The sequence below is a fragment of the Bacillus sp. FSL E2-8900 genome, from assembly GCF_037966225.1.
Taxonomy (GTDB): Bacteria; Bacillota; Bacilli; order Bacillales; family Bacillaceae_G; genus Bacillus_A; species Bacillus_A cereus.
The window spans coordinates 200779-219168 of record NZ_CP150193.1 but is presented as its reverse complement, the minus strand read 5'-3'; the positions used below and the strand labels follow the sequence as shown (position 1 = coordinate 219168).

Sequence of the window (18390 nt, the reverse complement as noted above, 5' to 3'; positions counted from 1 at the left end):
CAACCGCAGCGTTTAATTAGCCATGAATGCTGGATAATGAGGTAACTTTAATACTTGAGGGGATATAAGAAGAATATAAAAAAGACTCCAACATATTAACTACTTACTAATACGTTAGAGTCTTTATTTTTTTTGAATGATTGTATTTATATATCTCATACTAATACATTTGCAAGGAATAGAATAAATGATGTTAATATTACTGCTCCACCTAAGGATCCTAATAAATCTGTTTTTGTTACTTGAAACACTTGTTCACTGTTCATATCCCTCATTCTCCTTCCTTTTTTGTTTGATTTAAAACTTCTATTATACTAATACACTTGATAAAAATACGATTAATGCTGTTAATACTACCGCTCCACTTGCTGATCCTACGAAGTCACCTTTTGTTACTTGTAATACTTGCTCTTTCATATCTTTCATTCTCCCTTCTTTTTCCTTTGTTACAAAGCTTCTATTATACTAATACGCTTGATAGAAATACGATTAACGCTGTTAATACTACTGCTCCACTTGCTGATCCTACGAAGTCACCTTTTGTTACTTGTAATACTTGCTCTTTCATATCTTTCATTCTCCCTTCTTTTTTCTTTTGTTACAAAGCTTCTATTATACTAATACGCTTGATAGAAATACGATTAACGCTGTTAATACTACCGCTCCACTTGCTGATCCTACGAAGTCACCTTTTGTTACTTGTAATACTTGCTCTTTCATATCTTTCATTCTCCCTTCTTTTTCTTTTGTTACAAAACTTCTATTATACTAATACGCTTGATAGAAATACGATTAATGCTGTTAATACTACCGCTCCACTTGCTGATCCTACGAAATCACCTTTTGTTACTTGTAATACTTGCTCTTTCATATCATTTATCCTCCCTTTTTATAAGTTATCTATATGTAATTTCTAAGAAATGTTTATTTCATAGTTTTTATGTTAACGTTACATTAATTTTGATAACGTAACGTTTGTAACATTAATGTAACATAACTATTATTACGTTGCAATATAATTACGTAAAATTTATTACACTTTTTTTACGTTTTTTTATAATAACCCTCAAAAACCTTTATTTAATGCGTTTTTCACTAAGTTCACGTTTGTAACATTCGTGTAACATTACAGTCATAAAGTGAAATGTATTCATATTCCTCTCTATTTTTGTTACAAATCGTTTATTTAGTGACACTAAACCTATCTAATCTTTACTTACTTTTAATATGAGATAAAATACCGTCTTTCCAAGATAAGTTTATATGTTTCCTCTATATAACTATGTATAATAAAAACAAAGAGGTGGTCATTTTGAAATTAATCGCATTAGATATGGATGGTACACTACTATCATCTAATCTTGAAATCTCCAAAGAAAACCTACAAGCAATCCAAACTGCACAAGAAGCTGGTCATATTGTAATGATCTGTTCTGGTCGTGCGAAAGAGGATGCTTTAAAGCTATTGGAAGAATATAAATTATCTCTTCCAGTCGGAGCGAGCAATGGGGCTATTGTTTATGTGGATGGAAAAGTAATTAACTCGCGTTGTATACAAAACGACAAAGTGTACAAACTTGCAAAATTACTAGAATCTGAAGGTTTCCCATATAAGCTATATACGAATAAAGGAGTTTATTCTCCATATACATGGCAAGATCAAGTGATGCAAGCATTCGAAGAAAATAAGCATGCGCTTGATGTTACATTAGAGGAACTTGAACGAATTACAGAAAAGCAAAAGAAATCGAACCTAATTACTGATTTCAAAAAAATAGAAGATGTTGTAAATAACCAAGAACTAGAAATATCTAAATTCTTCATTTTAACGTTTAATGCAGCGCATCGCGCACAACTATTAAGTATATTACAAGAAGATGCTGATATTATGGTTACAGCATCAGCTCCTACTAACTTAGAAATTATGGATAAGAATGGACATAAAGGAAACGGGATACAGCAGATGGCAGCTCATTTTAATATCCCTATTGAAGATACAGTTGCTATTGGTGATAATTTTAATGATGTACCGATGTTAGAAGTAGCAGGCTTATCTGTTGCAATGGGCAACGCTGAAGAAGATGTAAAAAAGCTATGTGATGTTGTAACACTAACAAACAATGAACATGGTGTTGCTCACGCAATCGAGCAATTTGTATTGAAACAAACTTCATCTAGTAAATAAAAAAGGACTCTTTCAATTTGAAAGAGTCCTTTTTTATACGTGATGACAAGCAACAAAATGCTCTGCACCAACATTACGGAATTCTGGTACTATTTTTTTACAAACATCCGTCGCAAATGGGCAACGTGTATGAAAACGACAGCCCGAAGGTGGATTTGCTGGACTTGGAATATCCCCTTCTAGTATAATTCGCTCTCGCTTCACTGTTGGATCTGGTATTGGAACAGCTGATAACAATGCTTTCGTATAAGGATGTAGCGGATTGGTAAATAACTCATCACGCGGTGCTGTCTCCACAATCGTACCTAAATACATAATTCCGATTTTCGTACATAAATGTTCTACTACACTTAAATCATGCGAAATGAATAAATAAGATAATCCCTTTTTCTCTTGTAACTCACTAAATAAATTAATAATTTGTGCTTGGATAGATACATCTAGTGCCGCCACAGGTTCATCAGCTACAATAAATTCCGGATTTAATACCATAGCTCTTGCGATTACGATACGCTGACGTTGTCCACCAGAAAATTCATGGGGATACCGGTCAATATGATAAGGAGCTAACCCACATAACTCCAATACTTCAATTACCTTTTCACGAACATTTTCTTTCGTCGCTAATCCGTGGGCCAACATTGGCTCTCCAAGCGCTTCTCCAATTCTCATTCTCGGATTTAATGAGCTAAATGGATCTTGGAAAACGAGCTGCATATTAGGGCGATGTTTTCTTAATTCATCCTTGGATAAAGAATGAACATCTTTCCCTTTAAACTTCACTTCTCCCTCCGTTTTTTGAACGAGGCGTAAAATTGTTTTTCCTATTGTTGTTTTTCCGCTCCCTGATTCGCCAACGAGACCAAACACTTCACCTTTATTAATAGTAAAACTTACTCCATCAACCGCTTTTACATGCCCAATTGTTCTACTAAATACGCCACCCTTAATTGGAAAATATGTCTTTAGATTTTTCACCTCTAATAATGGTTCACTCATTGTTCCGCACGCTCCTCATATAGCCAGCAAGCTACTTTATGATTTTCATCATTTACATTTAGATTCGGGGCTTCTTTTCCACATATTTCCATACAATGCTCACAACGCCCACTAAAGTAGCAAAACTCACCTAAACCAACTAAATTCGGAACTTGCCCTGGAATAGAATATAGTTTATCTATTCGTTTTCCCATTACTGGTTTTGATTTCAATAATCCTTTCGTATAAGGATGTTTTGGATTTTGGAATATCTCTAGTACTGGGGCTTCTTCAATAACTTTCCCGCCATACATAACGACAACATAATCAGCCATTTCCGCTACGACACCTAAGTCATGTGTAATTAATAAAATCGACGTTTTAAATTCTTCTTTCACTTGTCTTAGTAGATCCAATATTTGAGCCTGAATAGTAACATCAAGAGCTGTTGTTGGTTCATCCGCAATTAATAACTTAGGATTACAACTAAGTGCAACAGCAATCATAATACGTTGTAACATCCCGCCGCTCAGTTCATGCGGATAAGAATGGACGATTTCATCAGCGCGGGCTATGCCAACTTTATGAATTAACTCAATTGCCTTCTTATATGCTTCATTTTTACTAAGTAATTCATGCTCCCTTAACGTTTCTACAATTTGCTCTCCTACAGTGAAGACGGGGTTTAGCGATGTCATCGGTTCTTGGAAAATCATCGCAATATCATTCCCTCGTAAACTACGAAGCTCTTTCTCTTTCATTCCTAAAAGACTTTTTCCTTCATATAAAATATCTCCACCTACTACACTGCCTGATTCAGCAATAAGTCCCATAATAGATAACGCCGTTACACTTTTTCCACAACCAGATTCACCTACAACACAAACAGTTTCACCTTCTCGAACAGAAAAACTAACATGATTCACAGCTTTTACTGTCCCTTCTTCTGTCTGAAAGTGTGTTTGTAAATCTTTCAGCTCTACTACCGCTTTACTCATATCTCCTCACCTACCGTCTCATCTTTGGATCTAATGCATCACGAAGTGCATCACCAAGTAAATTAATTGATACAACTGTTATAAAGATTGCAAAACCAGGCGGAATCCATAACCATGGACGCTTTTGGAAATCGATTAATGAGTTAGCTGCGCTAATCATGTTCCCCCATGATGGTGTAGGTGGAACGACTCCGAGACCTAAGTAACTTAGTGCGGATTCTCCCAAAATAGAACCTGCAACACCTAATGTAGATACGACAATTAAAATGGGTAAAACATTAGGTATTAAGTGATATATAATTTTCCGGTAATCTTTTATTCCTAACACATCCGCAGCTTGCATAAATGCTTGCTCCCTAAGTGATAAAATTTGCCCTCTTACAAGGCGTGCAAGCCCTGGCCAACCTACTAAACTTAAAATAATCATAATGACATACAAACGATAATCAGACGGTACTTTCCACTCTGATAAAATCGCACCCATTATAATAAGTAACGGTAATCCTGGCATCGACATTAAAATATCTGCAAGTCGCATAATAATATTGTCCACAATACCACGATAAAAACCTGCAATCGCTCCTAATAAAGCTCCAAGTATAACCGATAAAACCATTGAAGCTAAACCAATGGTTAATGAAATACGTCCCGCTTGCATAAGCCTTGTTAAAATATCTCTTCCTAATTGATCTGTACCAAGCCAATGAGAAAAACTAGGTGGTTTGTTAATGAGCGCAACTTGTATTTTTCCTGATGCATATGGAGAAAAGAACGGACCGATAAAACAAAATAAAAACATAAAAATTAATGCATAAAACCCTACAAGTGCCATCTTATTTTTCTTTATCTTTTTAAAAGCTTGTCGCCATGGTGATGATTCATTTCTTCTCTTTTTTTCTTTTTTTTCTGTAATTACTGTAACAGTCTCCATTTCTTTCCCCCCTTACTTCAACCGAATTCTTGGATCAACAACTGCATATACGATATCTGCTAAAAAGTTTGAAACGATTGTTAAACAAGAAAGAAACATCGTAAATGCCATCAATACTGTATAGTCACGGAAATTTAATGCTTCTAATTGAATATTACCAATCCCTGGCCAGTTAAAAATTTGTTCAATAATAATTGCCCCAGAAAACAATCCAGGTAATTCAAATGCTAATAACGTAATTGCCGGTAAAATTGCATTTTTTAATGCATGCTTATAAATAACCGTCTTCTCCTTCAAACCTTTCGCTCTTGCTGTTCGTATGTAATCTTGTCTTACAACCTCTAACATACTTGTTCTAAAATAACGAGTTAGCGAGCCGACCCCAAGAAGTGTCAAAATAAATACTGGTAAAATCATATGTTTTGCAACTTCTATCACGTAAGCAAATCCTGTTGAATTACTGCCAACATCAATCATTCCACCTATCGGTAATAACTTAAAGTCAACCGCAAACACCTTAATTAAAAACAAACCGATAAAGAATGAAGGGAATGACATTGCTGCAAAAACACCGATTGTTACAAGTTTATCGAATAAAGAATGTTGCTTCGTCGCCGAGAATACACCGATAATAAGTGCAATTAGCCAAATAAAAAACAATGCAATAATTGCTACACTAAAAGAATTCCAAATAAATTTATTTAATAATGACGTTACAGGCTCTTGATATTGAAGCGAAAAGCCAAAGTCCCCTTGCAATGCATTACCTAACCAATGAAAATAACGCTCAACAATTGGTTTGTTCAACCCATATAACTCCCTCAGTTCAGCTGCTCTTTCCGGTGTAATTTTCGGGTTTGAATCAATATAATCCCCAGGAAGAAGTGCGAACAGGACGAAGATAATAATTGATGTACCAAGCAGTGTAGGAATCATTTGTAACAACCTACGAACAATATATGTTTTCACCCTTTTTCTCTCCAATCTTATGCTTAAAATAGAAGAACATTTTTTCAAAGCGGCACATTACTAACCGAATGAAAAAATGTCTTCTACTTATACATTCTTATCGTTATTTTTCAAATGATAATACTGGTAAGTTTGCACTAATACTGTTGTACTTTTCAGGATCAATTCCTTTTATATTCCCGTTATAACCAGTAATTGTTCTACGGTAGTTTAATAGAATTACTGGTGGATCATCACTTAATTCTTTATACAATTCTTTATAAATAGGTTTACGCTTTTCGATATCTACAGTTTCAATACCTTTTTGAATTAGCTCATCTACTTTTGCATTCTTATAACCAAGACTAGTTTCATTTGCAGTAGACAAATATTCACCAGCTGTTTCACTCGGATCACTTGTAATCGGTGTCGAAACAGAAGCTAAATCATAATCCCCTTTGTTTACCTTAGAAAGCATCGTATTAAAGTCCATAAATTCAGGATTAAACTCTACACCTATTTCTTTATAATTCTCTTTCGCAATCGGAATTAATAAATCACTATCTTTAGCCGAACTTGGACCGAAATAAGAAAGTTTTAATTTTTGACCATCTTTTTCACGAATTCCATCCGAACCAACTTTCCACCCTGCTTCATCTAATAATTTTTTCGCTTTTTCTTTATCGTATTCGTATTTATTAACTCCTTCTTCCGTATAAGCCCAAGAAGTTGGATGAATTGGTACATTGGCTACTGTACCGTATCCTTTTAACGCTGTATCAACATATTTTTTGCGGTCTAATCCGTAAATAAGTGCTTGGCGAACCTTTTTATCCTTTAAGTAAGGCTTATTATTATTCATATAAATATAACTAAATGACGGTGCTGTTTCAATTTGGATATTTGCGAATTCTAAAGCCTTAGCCTGTTCAAGAACCTCATCACCAGTACCTAAGCCAGTATGGTCAACTTCTCCTGTTTGGAATAACTGAAGCTTCGTATCACCAGAAGTAATTTTATAAATGAAGTTTTGAATTTTTGGTTTACCCGCATAATAATTTTCGTTTGCTACAAAACGAACTTCTTGACCTGGAATATACTTTTCAAATTTATATGGACCCGCAGCTAATGGCTTTCCATATAAATCTTTTAAATAATCTAAGCTTGTATTTTGCTTATAATCTTTTCCATAATAAGCTTTTGATAGTACTGTACCTCCTAAAACAAATATAGCTTGTGAATTCACTTTTTCAGTTGTAATTTTAATTGTTTGTGGATCAACAACTTGAATACCTTCAATTGAAGTTGCTTTCCCTTCTTTATATTCTTTACCACCTTTAACCGCATATTGAGAGATATCTACTTCACCTTCATATGCCTTATCATGTAAAAGCGTCAATGTGAAAGCTACATCATCCGCCGTTAATGGCGATCCATCACTAAATTTCAAATCTTTACGTAAATGGAATGTATATGTTAACTGATCAGAAGAAACGTCCCACTTCTCAGCTAATTCTGGAATTGGTTTCCCTTGTTTATCGGTTGATACGAGAGATGCAAAAATAACTGAAGTTACGTTTCCATCCCAACCATTTTGTTGGAAGTATGGCAAAAATACGCCGCCTGGCTTACTAATACCAACTACTAACGTATCTTTTCTATTCTTCGCTTTGTCTGGCACTTTCGTTTTATCTGTCGCAGCGATCTTTTCAATTTTCACATTTTTTAAATCCTGCTTTTTCACCGGCTCTGTAGAAGCCGCGTCCTCCTGTCCCCCACAAGCAGACAACACAAGCGAACTACTTATTAATACCGAAAATACACCAGCCCATTTTTTTGTCTTTTTCTTCATTGTCCCCACCCTAACTTTTTATGATTATACCCTCTGAACGAATTACCTTATGTATGCCTCCCACAGCAACATTTATAGCCAATCGGAAAAGTCGGTTTTAATCGTAAAAAAATAGATGTTTTTGAGGGGTAACAACCTTATTCCGACCTTTCCGGTAGACTTTATGGTTATTAGCTTATATCGTTCATTATGTTTTGTCAATTCTTTCTAAATAAATATTTTGAGAATTTTTCCAAAATTATCACTCTACATTTATACTTTAAGAAAACTCAGCTATAATTCGTATTAAAACTTAAAAATCTACTTCTATTCCTTCAGCATGAAACATAGAATACTAATAACCAATTACAAAAAAGGGGGCGAAAATATGGACAACCTATTCCAATACGTCCTGCACTACGTATTATTAACAATTATGATAGTCGGAGCGCTATTACTATTCCCGTTCTTCCCAAAGTTCGTCCTCTTTTTAGCTTTTTTTATCATGCTCGGGATCGCTATTATAATTTCAACGAGAGAAGATGCCACGCAAAAAGAGAGCAGAGTTCAGCGCGTAAAGCTGTAACTTTGCTCTCTTTTTGTTTTCATTCACTAGTCTCTGTTACACATATTTATTCCGCTATTTGCCGGGCAGTAAGACCCCCACTGATTAAAGTTTCACTTTATCTCTCGGGAAATAATTAGCCTTTGTTTTTGTAATTACTCCTATCGAAAAACCACTAATGACATTTATTTTTCAGCTTATCATTTTCATATGTTTCACAAACTATGCAAATTGAGGAAAATGGATTTATCTAAGTTACTGTTTCACGTGAAACACATCGCTTCATTTAACCTTTAAAGCAAAATATCATTATGAAAAAAGCCACTTCCTCCAGCAAAACTGAAAGGAAGTGGCTTTCTACTCATTACTCCACCATATTCTCTAATTCATTATATAAATCTGCTCGTAACAACTCTTTCTTCGTTTTTTCCTCATATAATTTTTCAAGTCTTTCAACATCAGCTACATATTCCATTTCACTTTCTAATGCATATATATCTTCTTCTATATGCATTAACTCGTTTTCAATCTCCGCAAAACTTCTAGAATCTTTCTTTTTTATAGAGATTGCTTCAACACTTTTTCTTCCATGGTGCTTATGCTTTATTACTTCCTCCTCAAGCTTTTCTTCCCACTTTTGACGAGCCCATGCATAGTTTCCTGCAAACTCAAATAATTTGCATCTATCAATCCAGTACGTCTTTTCAAATAACTTATTTAAAAAATATCGATCGTGTGAAACAGCTAAAATCGTTCCGTTATATTGCTCAAGGGCTTCCTCTAAAACTTCCCTTGATTCAATATCAAGATGGTTTGTCGGCTCATCTAAAATTAGAAAATTGATGTCTTGATACATAAGTTTCGCAAGTCTTAATCTCATTTTTTCTCCACCACTAAGTTGCGTTACTTTCTTAAATACTGCTGGACCATAAAACAAAAACTTAGCTAATATATGTCTTGCTTCTCCCTCTGTTACAGCCACATTCTCTCTGAATGCTTCCAATACATTACTCTTCATATTTTCATATGCATGTTGTGATAAATAACCAATTTTGACACTACTACCAATTCGAATTTCACCAACGTCTGGATTTATTTCTTCTAATAGTAGTTTTAATAATGTAGTCTTTCCTGTACCATTACGACCAACGATAGCAGCACGCTCTTGAAAACGAACATGTAAATTCGCTTGTTCAAATAAAGATCGGCCAGCAAAACCTTTACTCACTTCTTTCATTACAACAACATCTTTTCCGCTTCTCTCTTGCCCTTCAAACTGAAGACCCATCTGTTTTCTTTCTAAAATCGGCCTCTTTAATTTCTCTATACGCTCTAACGCACGTTCCATATTCCTCGCTCTTTTATGCAATCCTTCATTCGGAGGATTCGCTTGATTTGCCCATTCACGTAGGCGCTTAATTGCTTCTTTCATTTTCTTTATTTTCTTTTGCTGCTCTTGATAAGCTTGAAACTCTTGAAGTAATCTTTCTTCCTTCTCCTCAACGAACTGAGAATAATTCGTATGGTACACGTGAATCTCTCCATCTTCCAGATCAAAAATTTTCGTTACAACTTCATCAAGGAAATAGCGATCGTGTGAAATAACCATAACTGTTCCATTATATTCTTTTAAAAATTTCTCTAACCATTCAACTGCAAACAAATCTAAATGATTTGTTGGTTCATCTAATAGAAGTAAATCTGGTTTCTGCAATAGCATATATGCAAGGCTTACTTTCGTCTGTTCTCCTCCACTTAATTCCGTAAATACTCTTGGAAATAAGTCTGTTACTTGTAAGCCATTTGCTACCTTCATTATATTTGCCTCTATTTCATAACCACCGAGAAATGCAAATTTTTCTTGAATTATTCCGTACCTCTCCATTAGCTTTTGCAAAGAAGATTGTTCCTGCTCCTCCGCCATATTTTTTTCTAGAGCATGCATTTCTTTTTCTAATTCCTTTTCTACTTTAAAAGCGGAACTCAATACATCATATACAGTCATGAACTCATCAAACTTCGGAATTTGTGCGACATGACCAATACGTGTACCTTTCTTCATATGGATGGCTCCTGCATCCAAACTCTCCATTCCCGTCAGAAGCCCAAAGATTGTTGTCTTCCCACTACCGTTACGACCAACTAACCCAACACGTTCACCATTCTTTATTTCAAGCGATATATTTTCAAATATGATGTTTCCACCAAAAGATTTCGTTACATTATTTACACTACAAATAGTCATTTTCCGTACTCCTTTCAATATAAAAAACCATGAGAAAGAAACATTCCCCATGGTTTTCGGCATAGAAAAAGGAAGCCAAATAGCTCCCTTTTCACACGTTTATTAAAAATGGGTGAAGAGATTTCTATCGTTCAATAGTCACTATGCAATTGTTAAAAAAGGGCATACGTATCCCGTTAACAACTACATCATGAAAAATCGCACGACAAAAATAGATAAAATCTAAAAATTTGGCACGCGCAGCTAAAGAACGTTTCATCTCATTCACCCCTTTCGTACGGAATTTAATACTTACTTCTTTATTATACTTTCCAATTTCATGTTTGAATAGTCATTTTTCTGAAAATAATGAAGATAGACTAAACATTTCAATAAGTGACATCAAATCTTACAAAACTGTTATGTTCACGTAATGGAAAGCGATAGTACAAAAAGATGCCTCCCTATACAATAAAGATGTAAACAAGCGAGACAAACAAAAGGAGGAAACAAACATGATAAAAGAAATCGTAAAAGCAATCTTTGAGGTATTAGTGAACGGACAAGCAGTTGTAAAAGAACTAAATGAACTATAAAAAGGAGTGAAGAAATATGATGAACATGGTGAAAATGATTTTACACGCTTTAGTCGATGCAAAAGCAGTTAGCCAAGAATTAAACCAACAATAAAAAGGGGTATATGAATATGAAGAAAGCCATTATTATAATTGCAAGCACAGCAATTACCTTATACACAATAAAAAAGAGAAAAAAGAAAAATAATGAAAATGTTCTATATTATCCATACACGCTATTAGAGAAAAAATAAAAGACAAGGTACCCTATCGTAATGAGGATATCTTGTCTTTTATTTTTCCCCTATTCCTTTAGAGGATTTCCTTCTCCTTTTCCCGAATGTATTAAGCGGGATTTTTACACATATTTTAAAGGGGCATATATACAAATGGATACACAACAACTATATTTTTTAAACGATATCGGTAAACAAAAACCAGAAAGTATTCGGAATAGAAGCGCTGCATGTCCATTTTGCGATAAAGAACAATTAACGGATATTTTAGCAACTGATGGTTCTATTATTTGGTTAAAAAATAAATTTCCTACATTACAAGATACATTTCAAACAGTGTTAATCGAAACCGATAATTGCGAAGATCATATCGCAACATATACAAAAGAACATATGAGAAAATTACTACAATTTTCTATTCAACATTGGTTACACTTACAGAAGAACGAAGAGTTCGCATCTGTGATTTTATATAAAAATCACGGTCCATTTTCAGGTGGAAGTTTGCATCATGCACACATGCAAATTATCGGAATGAAATATGTAGATTATCTTGAAAATATTGAAGAAGAAAATTTCCAAGGGTTAATTGTTCAAAAAAATGAACGCATTGAGCTTAATATTTCAGAGCGTCCCATTATTGGCTTCACTGAATTCAATATAATCATTGATAATATTTCATATATAGATGAAATGGCAAATTACATTCAGCAAACTGTACGTTACATACTGACAGATTTCCATAAAGGATGCAGTAGTTATAACTTATTCTTCTATTACTTAAATGGAAAAATTATTTGTAAAGTTGTACCTAGATTTGTCGTTTCACCATTGTATGTAGGATATAAAATACCGCAAGTTTCTACAAAACTAGAAGAGGTGAAAATACAACTCACGCAGTATTTCACGAAAGAAAAGAATGAAATTATTCATAAAAAAACAGAGTAGGTATAGAAAACCTACTCTTTTATTACACCTTTATTTCGATAGTACACATCTTCTAATCCGATGTTATACTTCATGTTATTATCCGTCCACTCTGGCCCTAAATTCCCTGGCCATCCAGATGTATTCGCTATATATTTCAGTAATGCAAAATCAGTCAAACCTTTTTGCACCCCACGCTTATATCCTTTCATTAAATGCGGCATTGCAATTTGCGCATTTGTACGTGGATCTTTCAGCTCATCATCAGTTAAATGTTCTGGTGCAAGCCCGCCGCCGCGGTGTAGTTGAAACAATCCGAATGAAGTTCCATTATCTCCAACACTTCTTGGATTTAATCGACTTTCATGCTCGGCAATTGCAAGAGGTATCCATTCTGGAAGATTTACTTTCTTCGCTTCCTCTATAATGATTTGTTTCATCTGTTTTGCTTCTTCTGAATCAACATAGCTTGTTCCATTCACTAGCTTATCCATTCCTTCAGACTTTCCTTGGAAATATAAATATACTCCAAGAACAACTAAAAATCCTACAAAGAATTTCTTCACTACCTCTACCTCTTTCTCCGCTGAAATTTGTCCCCTTTCAGCCTTCCCTTTACAATTACCTACATTCTATTACTCTTTTATCATAGCAAATAACTATACATATTATCATCATGCTTTAGACCGATTTTGTGAAAAAACAGCTGGTAAATACGGGCAAAAATGTAACTTTCATAGACTATAACGCATTTATTGTATATAATTGTAAACTGAACTCTATATATAGAATAGGAGCGTACAAAATGAAAAAATGCCTAACACTCTTGTTCAGCATTTTACTACTCATCCCTACCTACACCTCTGCACAAACATCATCAAAACCAAAAGTACTTGTTTTGTATAGTACACAAGACGATAAAGTTTCAAATAATGTCCAAATCCTTAATACTCAATTAGGACATTTTACAAATGATATAACCGTAAAAAAATTAAAAGAAGCAACTTCAATTAATAACGTATCCTCCTATACACATATTGTTTATATCGGTGAAACAAAAGAAGCGTTTTCTGATGAAACGAAACAATTTCTAGAAAACTTCTCCGGCCCTATATTAGTATTAGGACAAAATGTTGAACAATTATCTAAGCGTTTTTCTTTCATTACTTTGAAGAGTGATGATATACGAGTTAATAAAATTGAATATCCAGACAAGAAGCTAAAAAATACCTTAGAAGAGGAACGATTAATTCAATTATTTGATACGAATGGAACTGTGCTTGCTAACGCCTTAAGCTCAAATAACACTAATCCACTAATTGTTCAGCATGAAACATCTTATTATGTTGCAACACCTAACCTCTTTGACTGGATGTCTCATTACGTCGGTGAAATGTTATTTTCTTATTTCGGCCAAAAACCAACGAAAAATAAAGTTGAAGCTTATTTACGCCTTGAGGATGTTCACCCAGCAGCAGATATAAATCAATTGAAAGAAATTGCTGAATTACTAAAAGAGAAAAAGATGCCTTACATGATTACTGTTATTCCGGTATATAAAGATCCAGATACAGGAAAGATAATACATTTAAAAGATAGACCAGAACTAGTTGATCTTTTACGCTCTATGCAAGATGATGGTGCAGCAATTATTATGCATGGTTATACTCACCAATTTTATGACAGTGAAACAGGTGAGGGCTTTGAATTTTGGGATGTAAAAACAGATCAACCAATTCGCCAACCGAAGCATGAAAAACCGAAGACAAAAGATGACTTTCCAAATATAGAGGCATATAACCAATATGTAAAAAAAGGGGAAGAATTCGAGAAAAAATATACGAAAGATCATATCGAAAAAGGAATTCAAGAACTTGTAGATGCTAAACTATATCCTGTTGCCTTTGAAGCACCTCATTACACGATGTCTCAAAAAGGATATGAAATATTATCAAGGTACTTTTCAACTTATGTAGGACAACTACAGTTAAATGATACAACTTGGAAATCCATGCACTCACCATATTATACAAGTACTCCGTCATTTTTACATGGAATGAAACTATTGCCTGAAACAGTCGGATTTATTGAAGAAGATACGCCACAAACTATTGCTAAAATGAAAGAACGTGCTCTATCTGTTTCTAAATTATCAGATGGAGTTATTGGTGCATTCTATCATCCTTACTTAGGTGTGAAACCATTAAAAGAAGTATTAAAGGATCTAGAAAGTATTCCAAATATAGAATGGATTGATTTACAAAAGGAAAAGAATGAAGTAAAAATGAAAGATATTCATATTACGACGAATAAAGACGGCATTCACGTTGAAAAACCAACCAGTGCGAATGACATAATTGATTATATAAAGCAATATGGCTTCTTCCTTATACTGGGGTTCGTTATCATTGTCTTTCTTTTATTATTAAAACGTGCGAAAAAATTAGAATCCTAATACAAAACCACCGAGCGGAACGCTCGGTGGTTTTTTTCATATATCAAACCGTGGCATTTTATTAAATAAATTCAACTTTTACTTTTTCCGTTACATTATGAAAATTATAATTCTCCTATCCTTTCAAATAAAATCGACTTGTATTTTCATATATTGTTTCTGCGACCTTATCAATGGATATGTTTTTTATAGAACTAATTTCCTTTAATACCTCTCGAATCATTCTTGGATGCGTTATAACACCCTCTTGAAATTCCCACGGTCCATCTGTTTCTACCATCATATATTCAAGCGGATAATACGAAACGATTTTTCTAATCTTCTCCTTATGTAAAACATCCGGTGTAATCGAAATATAATAACCATTTCTCATCATCCGTTTCATTGTTTCATCGCTTCCTTTAAACCAATGGAAGTGTGCACGTGAAACTTTATATTTCTCTAGCAAATCACATACAATGTCAGCATCTTCATAAACTGCGTGTAATACAATCGGCAAATTATACTTACTAGCTAGTTCTATAAATTTTTTCAATACAGCTATGTATGGATCTGCAGCAATTCTTTCATCTTCTTTTCTCAAATAATAGGGCAAACCTACTTCACCAATCGCAACAATTTCCTCTGCGTTCTGTTCAATAAGTTGATAAATCTGTTCACACTCTTCTTTATGAATCTGTTGCTCTGGATGAAACCCTATCGCTGGATATATAAAGGGATACTTCTTCGCTAAAGATAACGTTTCCTTACAAGATTGATAATTCATAGATACTGCAATAAGCCCCTTTATTTCATTACTATTTTCCACCTCTTTCAGTAATCTGCTCTTCTCTTCATCCTTATATTGATCAACATGTATATGACTATCAATCCATTTCATCTTTATGCCCCCATAAAAAAAACAAGAAAGGACTTCCTTTCTTGTTTTAGCATCTATATTATTTAACAATTAAGTTTGTTATGATATCAAATAATCCAATACACACTACGGCAACAGTAAAGTAGCTACAGAAATCTTTAATTGGTAACTTCACTACTTCTTCTTTACGCATCCCATTCTTCTCCCTTCTTACTAGATCCCTAATTATTTTTCTATCTGTATCTATTATGCAAAAAATATGACAAATTTACTATCGAATTAACTTACGTAAACCTTACAATGTTGTAAGGTTTAAAAAAGGATCCCCATCTTTATTCAGATGAGGATTATTAAAAATTAGTTGGTTTTTCATTCTTCATTACAAACAGAAAGTAATACATTGAGACTTTCTAGTTACACTATATGAAAATTACTATCTTTTAACTATCGAATTACATTACAGAAGGCTTACATGTTTGTAAGTTATGTGTAATGTAATTCGATAGTTCCCCTTACTTATATTTCGTACAATAAAGTTAGGAAGTAAGCCAAATAAGAAGAACACTCACATAACCAAATTACATTGCTAGTAGCTACTCTTCTTATACCTTTCACCCATGCTACTACAATGTACCCCCTTCCTCTTTATATAATAAAAAAGCCTTAGTCTATATGGACTAAGGCTTTTTTGTTAATCTTAAAAATACCCTTACCCAGTATTTTTATTTTCGACAAAAAATAGCTGGGGGTATATTTTACTATCTCATCGTTAAAAGTTTGCTCTTCGCATTTATAGGAATATTTGCAACCTCAATCTCTTCAATCGATTCACCGTAACGTCCTTTTGCAAAAACCTTTAATGCTTCATCTCTCTTTAACATATGCTTAACCGTTTTCTTTATTTTCTGCTCTCTACCACGTTCATCGAATGCAATAAATTCATATTCATACCACTCATCACCAATATGCTGACCAATTGTATTCACAACCGTATAGTATTCTTTCGTCTTATAAAATGGATTATATTTATCGATAACCGGTCCAAGTTTCGTAGGCAGTAACATTACTACTATCACTATCATCGCTATTATAGTAGTGATCATTTTTTTCTTCATAATAAACATTCCTCCTCTGCAGGATATATATACATCCATTTTAAAAAGGGGGAATAAAATCTACTATTGAATCTCATTACATTACACTTACATTTTTGTAAGAATTAAAAAAGGTGAACGAATTTGCTCGTTCACCTTTTAGCTTGCTTTAAAGCCACCGCCAAGTACATCACGTACATCATGTATAACAACGAAAGAATCTTCATCTACCCGACTAATAACTTGTTTTAACTTAACAAGCTCTTGTTTATTAATAACAACATATAAAACTTCTTTATTTTTACCAGTATATCCGCCGCGCCCTTCTAATACAGTAACACCGCGTGTCATATTTTTCGTAATAGCTTCACGAATTAAGTCTGGTTGATTCGAAATAATCGTAACAGCCGTTTTTGTGTCCATTCCTTCTACAATGAAATCAATCACCTTCGCTCCAATGAACACAGCTACAAGTGTATACATTGCCTTTTCTTGCCCTATTATAAATACAGAACCAGCAATTACAACAATATCAATAATTAGTACACCTTTACCTACACTCCAACCTAAATATTGATTTGCTAACTGAGCTAAGATTGCTGATCCTCCCGATGTACCTCCGGCTTTGAACATACAGCCTAATCCAATACCCACAAATAAACCAGCAAATAAAGCTGCTAATAATGTATCACTATTTACATGATACTCAATATGTTCTGTAACGTATAAAAACAAAGATGTTTCTACAATCCCTAAAATTGTATAAATCATTGTTTTCTTATCAAAAAATTTATAACCAATAGCTAGTAAAATTGCATTTATAGCAAAATTCACAATCCCTGGTGACCAATCAAATAAGTAGTACGTAACAACCGTTAAACCAATAATTCCACCTTCCGATAAACGGTTTGGAATTGCAAAGTAATTAATACCAATTGCGAATAATAATGAACCAATTGTAATTAGTGTTATTTCCTTTATACGTTGATTAACCATAGTTCATACCCTCCCCCCATTTGACATTGTATCACTATCTCCTAGAGGTTTAGAAGTGGTTTTTATTCCGCATTTTCCCTCTTAAAAATTGAAATATTATGTTTAAACAGAGGGTTGATTAATTATTCATATTTGCTCTAACTACATGGACAAATCGCTCCACATTCCCTTTCTGAATATGCTTAGCTCTAACCGTTTCATGATTATAAGTAAACTCAAAGTACGAATGAAAATCTATGCTATCTATATGCAAATATGGGTACTCTTTAAATGTTGAAGGATAGTACGGAAATTTCCCGTAAAAAAGGAGACGTCTAGTAGTGGCAACAAAAATTCCATGTTGGTAACATAACATAAAATTATCCTTCTCAAAGATCCCTACTACAAAGGCTAACATTTTTTCGTTATCCTCTATATACTTGTTCACACTTAATAAAAGTTCATTCATGCATATCCCTCCAAATACTATTCTTGAAAAGAATCCATGGATTGTTACAAACCGGTTTAACTCCTTTATAAAGTATGAAACGCGTTTCCTGTCAAAGGTATTTCAAAAAAATAATCCGTTATGCGATTATACACATAACG

Annotated in this window: 22 protein-coding genes; 5 read left to right on the top strand and 17 right to left on the bottom strand. The window is 33.9% G+C overall.

What is annotated here, in order from left to right; translation table 11 throughout:
- Positions 1-155 precede the first annotated feature (155 nt).
- The 5 genes from NST90_RS01235 to NST90_RS01215 are packed head-to-tail and all read right to left on the bottom strand — an operon-like array spanning position 156 to position 880.
- On the bottom strand, positions 156-266 hold the full coding sequence (locus tag NST90_RS01235) for a DUF3948 family protein (RefSeq protein ID WP_001083690.1): 111 nt from the start codon (positions 264-266) through the stop codon (positions 156-158).
- Between the two features lie 43 nt (positions 267-309).
- A complete protein-coding gene (locus tag NST90_RS01230; protein WP_000654250.1) occupies positions 310-426 on the bottom strand; it encodes a DUF3948 family protein in 117 nt (38 codons plus the stop codon).
- A gap of 34 nt (positions 427-460) precedes the next feature.
- Positions 461-577 (bottom strand): DUF3948 family protein, encoded by a 117-nt coding sequence (locus NST90_RS01225; RefSeq protein WP_000654250.1) that lies wholly within the window; start codon positions 575-577, stop codon positions 461-463.
- Positions 578-612: 35 nt separating this feature from the next.
- A complete protein-coding gene (locus tag NST90_RS01220) occupies positions 613-729 on the bottom strand; it encodes a DUF3948 family protein (protein WP_000654250.1) in 117 nt (38 codons plus the stop codon).
- A 34-nt stretch (positions 730-763) separates the two neighbouring features.
- Positions 764-880 carry a DUF3948 family protein gene (locus tag NST90_RS01215; protein ID WP_025988984.1) on the bottom strand — a complete coding sequence of 39 codons (117 nt, stop codon included), beginning with the start codon at positions 878-880 and terminating at the stop codon, positions 764-766.
- Between the two features lie 432 nt (positions 881-1312).
- On the opposite strand from NST90_RS01215, the gene NST90_RS01210 reads away from it, so the two are divergent.
- Entirely contained in the window at positions 1313-2185 is an 873-nt protein-coding gene (locus NST90_RS01210; RefSeq protein WP_000766421.1) for a Cof-type HAD-IIB family hydrolase, read from the top strand.
- A gap of 33 nt (positions 2186-2218) precedes the next feature.
- Here the strand turns inward: NST90_RS01210 and NST90_RS01205 are convergent, their stop codons facing one another.
- The 5 genes from NST90_RS01205 to NST90_RS01185 form a co-directional block, all read right to left on the bottom strand.
- Positions 2219-3184: an ABC transporter ATP-binding protein gene (locus NST90_RS01205; RefSeq protein ID WP_001294518.1), complete on the bottom strand. Its 966-nt coding sequence runs from the start codon at positions 3182-3184 to the stop codon at positions 2219-2221.
- Positions 3181-4161, bottom strand: a complete 981-nt coding sequence (locus tag NST90_RS01200) for an ABC transporter ATP-binding protein (protein WP_025710410.1) — start codon at positions 4159-4161, stop codon at positions 3181-3183. The genes NST90_RS01205 and NST90_RS01200 overlap by 4 nt, the downstream gene beginning before the upstream one ends.
- Before the next feature lie 10 nt (positions 4162-4171).
- Positions 4172-5092 carry an oligopeptide ABC transporter permease gene (gene opp4C / locus NST90_RS01195; protein WP_000451077.1) on the bottom strand — a complete coding sequence of 307 codons (921 nt, stop codon included), beginning with the start codon at positions 5090-5092 and terminating at the stop codon, positions 4172-4174.
- A gap of 12 nt (positions 5093-5104) precedes the next feature.
- Positions 5105-6061, bottom strand: coding sequence for an ABC transporter permease (locus tag NST90_RS01190; RefSeq protein ID WP_000860748.1), 957 nt, complete (start codon positions 6059-6061; stop codon positions 5105-5107).
- A 103-nt stretch (positions 6062-6164) separates the two neighbouring features.
- A complete protein-coding gene (locus NST90_RS01185) occupies positions 6165-7892 on the bottom strand; it encodes an ABC transporter substrate-binding protein (protein ID WP_025710409.1) in 1728 nt (575 codons plus the stop codon).
- Positions 7893-8259: 367 nt separating this feature from the next.
- On the opposite strand from NST90_RS01185, the gene NST90_RS01180 reads away from it, so the two are divergent.
- Positions 8260-8457: a hypothetical protein gene (locus NST90_RS01180; RefSeq protein ID WP_000369254.1), complete on the top strand. Its 198-nt coding sequence runs from the start codon at positions 8260-8262 to the stop codon at positions 8455-8457.
- A 343-nt stretch (positions 8458-8800) separates the two neighbouring features.
- On the opposite strand, the gene abc-f is transcribed toward NST90_RS01180, so the two are convergent.
- Positions 8801-10681: an ABC-F type ribosomal protection protein gene (gene abc-f, locus NST90_RS01175; RefSeq protein WP_046392317.1), complete on the bottom strand. Its 1881-nt coding sequence runs from the start codon at positions 10679-10681 to the stop codon at positions 8801-8803.
- Positions 10682-10805: 124 nt separating this feature from the next.
- Positions 10806-10940 carry an RAxF-45 family protein gene (locus NST90_RS01170; RefSeq protein ID WP_000830643.1) on the bottom strand — a complete coding sequence of 45 codons (135 nt, stop codon included), beginning with the start codon at positions 10938-10940 and terminating at the stop codon, positions 10806-10808.
- 420 nt (positions 10941-11360) lie between these two features.
- Here NST90_RS01170 and NST90_RS01165 point away from each other — a divergent pair, with 420 nt between their 5' ends.
- Positions 11361-11489 carry a hypothetical protein gene (locus tag NST90_RS01165; RefSeq protein ID WP_002023099.1) on the top strand — a complete coding sequence of 43 codons (129 nt, stop codon included), beginning with the start codon at positions 11361-11363 and terminating at the stop codon, positions 11487-11489.
- A 135-nt stretch (positions 11490-11624) separates the two neighbouring features.
- Positions 11625-12419, top strand: coding sequence for a DUF4931 domain-containing protein (locus tag NST90_RS01160; RefSeq protein WP_025710407.1), 795 nt, complete (start codon positions 11625-11627; stop codon positions 12417-12419).
- An 11-nt stretch (positions 12420-12430) separates the two neighbouring features.
- On the opposite strand, the gene NST90_RS01155 is transcribed toward NST90_RS01160, so the two are convergent.
- On the bottom strand, positions 12431-12964 hold the full coding sequence (locus NST90_RS01155; RefSeq protein WP_000713249.1) for a transglycosylase SLT domain-containing protein: 534 nt from the start codon (positions 12962-12964) through the stop codon (positions 12431-12433).
- A 239-nt stretch (positions 12965-13203) separates the two neighbouring features.
- Here NST90_RS01155 and NST90_RS01150 point away from each other — a divergent pair, with 239 nt between their 5' ends.
- Positions 13204-14853 (top strand): polysaccharide deacetylase family protein, encoded by a 1650-nt coding sequence (locus NST90_RS01150; RefSeq protein ID WP_025710406.1) that lies wholly within the window; start codon positions 13204-13206, stop codon positions 14851-14853.
- 115 nt (positions 14854-14968) lie between these two features.
- On the opposite strand, the gene NST90_RS01145 is transcribed toward NST90_RS01150, so the two are convergent.
- The 4 genes from NST90_RS01145 to NST90_RS01130 all read right to left on the bottom strand — a co-directional run bounded on the left by NST90_RS01145 (position 14969) and on the right by NST90_RS01130 (position 18250).
- Complete coding sequence (locus NST90_RS01145; RefSeq protein WP_016124200.1) at positions 14969-15733, bottom strand: TatD family hydrolase; 765 nt, start codon at positions 15731-15733, stop codon at positions 14969-14971.
- Positions 15734-16470: 737 nt separating this feature from the next.
- On the bottom strand, positions 16471-16827 hold the full coding sequence (locus tag NST90_RS01140) for a YxeA family protein (RefSeq protein ID WP_000728422.1): 357 nt from the start codon (positions 16825-16827) through the stop codon (positions 16471-16473).
- Between the two features lie 138 nt (positions 16828-16965).
- Entirely contained in the window at positions 16966-17802 is an 837-nt protein-coding gene (locus NST90_RS01135; RefSeq protein WP_000248038.1) for a YitT family protein, read from the bottom strand.
- Between the two features lie 118 nt (positions 17803-17920).
- On the bottom strand, positions 17921-18250 hold the full coding sequence (locus NST90_RS01130) for a PH domain-containing protein (RefSeq protein ID WP_001004230.1): 330 nt from the start codon (positions 18248-18250) through the stop codon (positions 17921-17923).
- Positions 18251-18390 lie beyond the last annotated feature (140 nt).

Coding starts and splice junctions, on each gene's coding strand:
- NST90_RS01205 (WP_001294518.1), bottom strand. CDS start 3,184: ATGAGTGAACCATTATTAGAGGTGAAAAATCTAAAGACATATTTTCCA.
- NST90_RS01145 (WP_016124200.1), bottom strand. CDS start 15,733: ATGAAATGGATTGATAGTCATATACATGTTGATCAATATAAGGATGAA.
- NST90_RS01235 (WP_001083690.1), bottom strand. CDS start 266: ATGAACAGTGAACAAGTGTTTCAAGTAACAAAAACAGATTTATTAGGA.
- NST90_RS01135 (WP_000248038.1), bottom strand. CDS start 17,802: ATGGTTAATCAACGTATAAAGGAAATAACACTAATTACAATTGGTTCA.
- abc-f (WP_046392317.1), bottom strand. CDS start 10,681: ATGACTATTTGTAGTGTAAATAATGTAACGAAATCTTTTGGTGGAAAC.
- NST90_RS01170 (WP_000830643.1), bottom strand. CDS start 10,940: ATGAAACGTTCTTTAGCTGCGCGTGCCAAATTTTTAGATTTTATCTAT.
- NST90_RS01220 (WP_000654250.1), bottom strand. CDS start 729: ATGAAAGATATGAAAGAGCAAGTATTACAAGTAACAAAAGGTGACTTC.
- opp4C (WP_000451077.1), bottom strand. CDS start 5,092: ATGGAGACTGTTACAGTAATTACAGAAAAAAAAGAAAAAAAGAGAAGA.
- NST90_RS01140 (WP_000728422.1), bottom strand. CDS start 16,827: ATGAAGAAAAAAATGATCACTACTATAATAGCGATGATAGTGATAGTA.
- NST90_RS01160 (WP_025710407.1), top strand. CDS start 11,625: ATGGATACACAACAACTATATTTTTTAAACGATATCGGTAAACAAAAA.
- NST90_RS01200 (WP_025710410.1), bottom strand. CDS start 4,161: ATGAGTAAAGCGGTAGTAGAGCTGAAAGATTTACAAACACACTTTCAG.
- NST90_RS01230 (WP_000654250.1), bottom strand. CDS start 426: ATGAAAGATATGAAAGAGCAAGTATTACAAGTAACAAAAGGTGACTTC.
- NST90_RS01150 (WP_025710406.1), top strand. CDS start 13,204: ATGAAAAAATGCCTAACACTCTTGTTCAGCATTTTACTACTCATCCCT.
- NST90_RS01185 (WP_025710409.1), bottom strand. CDS start 7,892: ATGAAGAAAAAGACAAAAAAATGGGCTGGTGTATTTTCGGTATTAATA.
- NST90_RS01130 (WP_001004230.1), bottom strand. CDS start 18,250: ATGAATGAACTTTTATTAAGTGTGAACAAGTATATAGAGGATAACGAA.
- NST90_RS01180 (WP_000369254.1), top strand. CDS start 8,260: ATGGACAACCTATTCCAATACGTCCTGCACTACGTATTATTAACAATT.
- NST90_RS01165 (WP_002023099.1), top strand. CDS start 11,361: ATGAATATGAAGAAAGCCATTATTATAATTGCAAGCACAGCAATTACC.
- NST90_RS01225 (WP_000654250.1), bottom strand. CDS start 577: ATGAAAGATATGAAAGAGCAAGTATTACAAGTAACAAAAGGTGACTTC.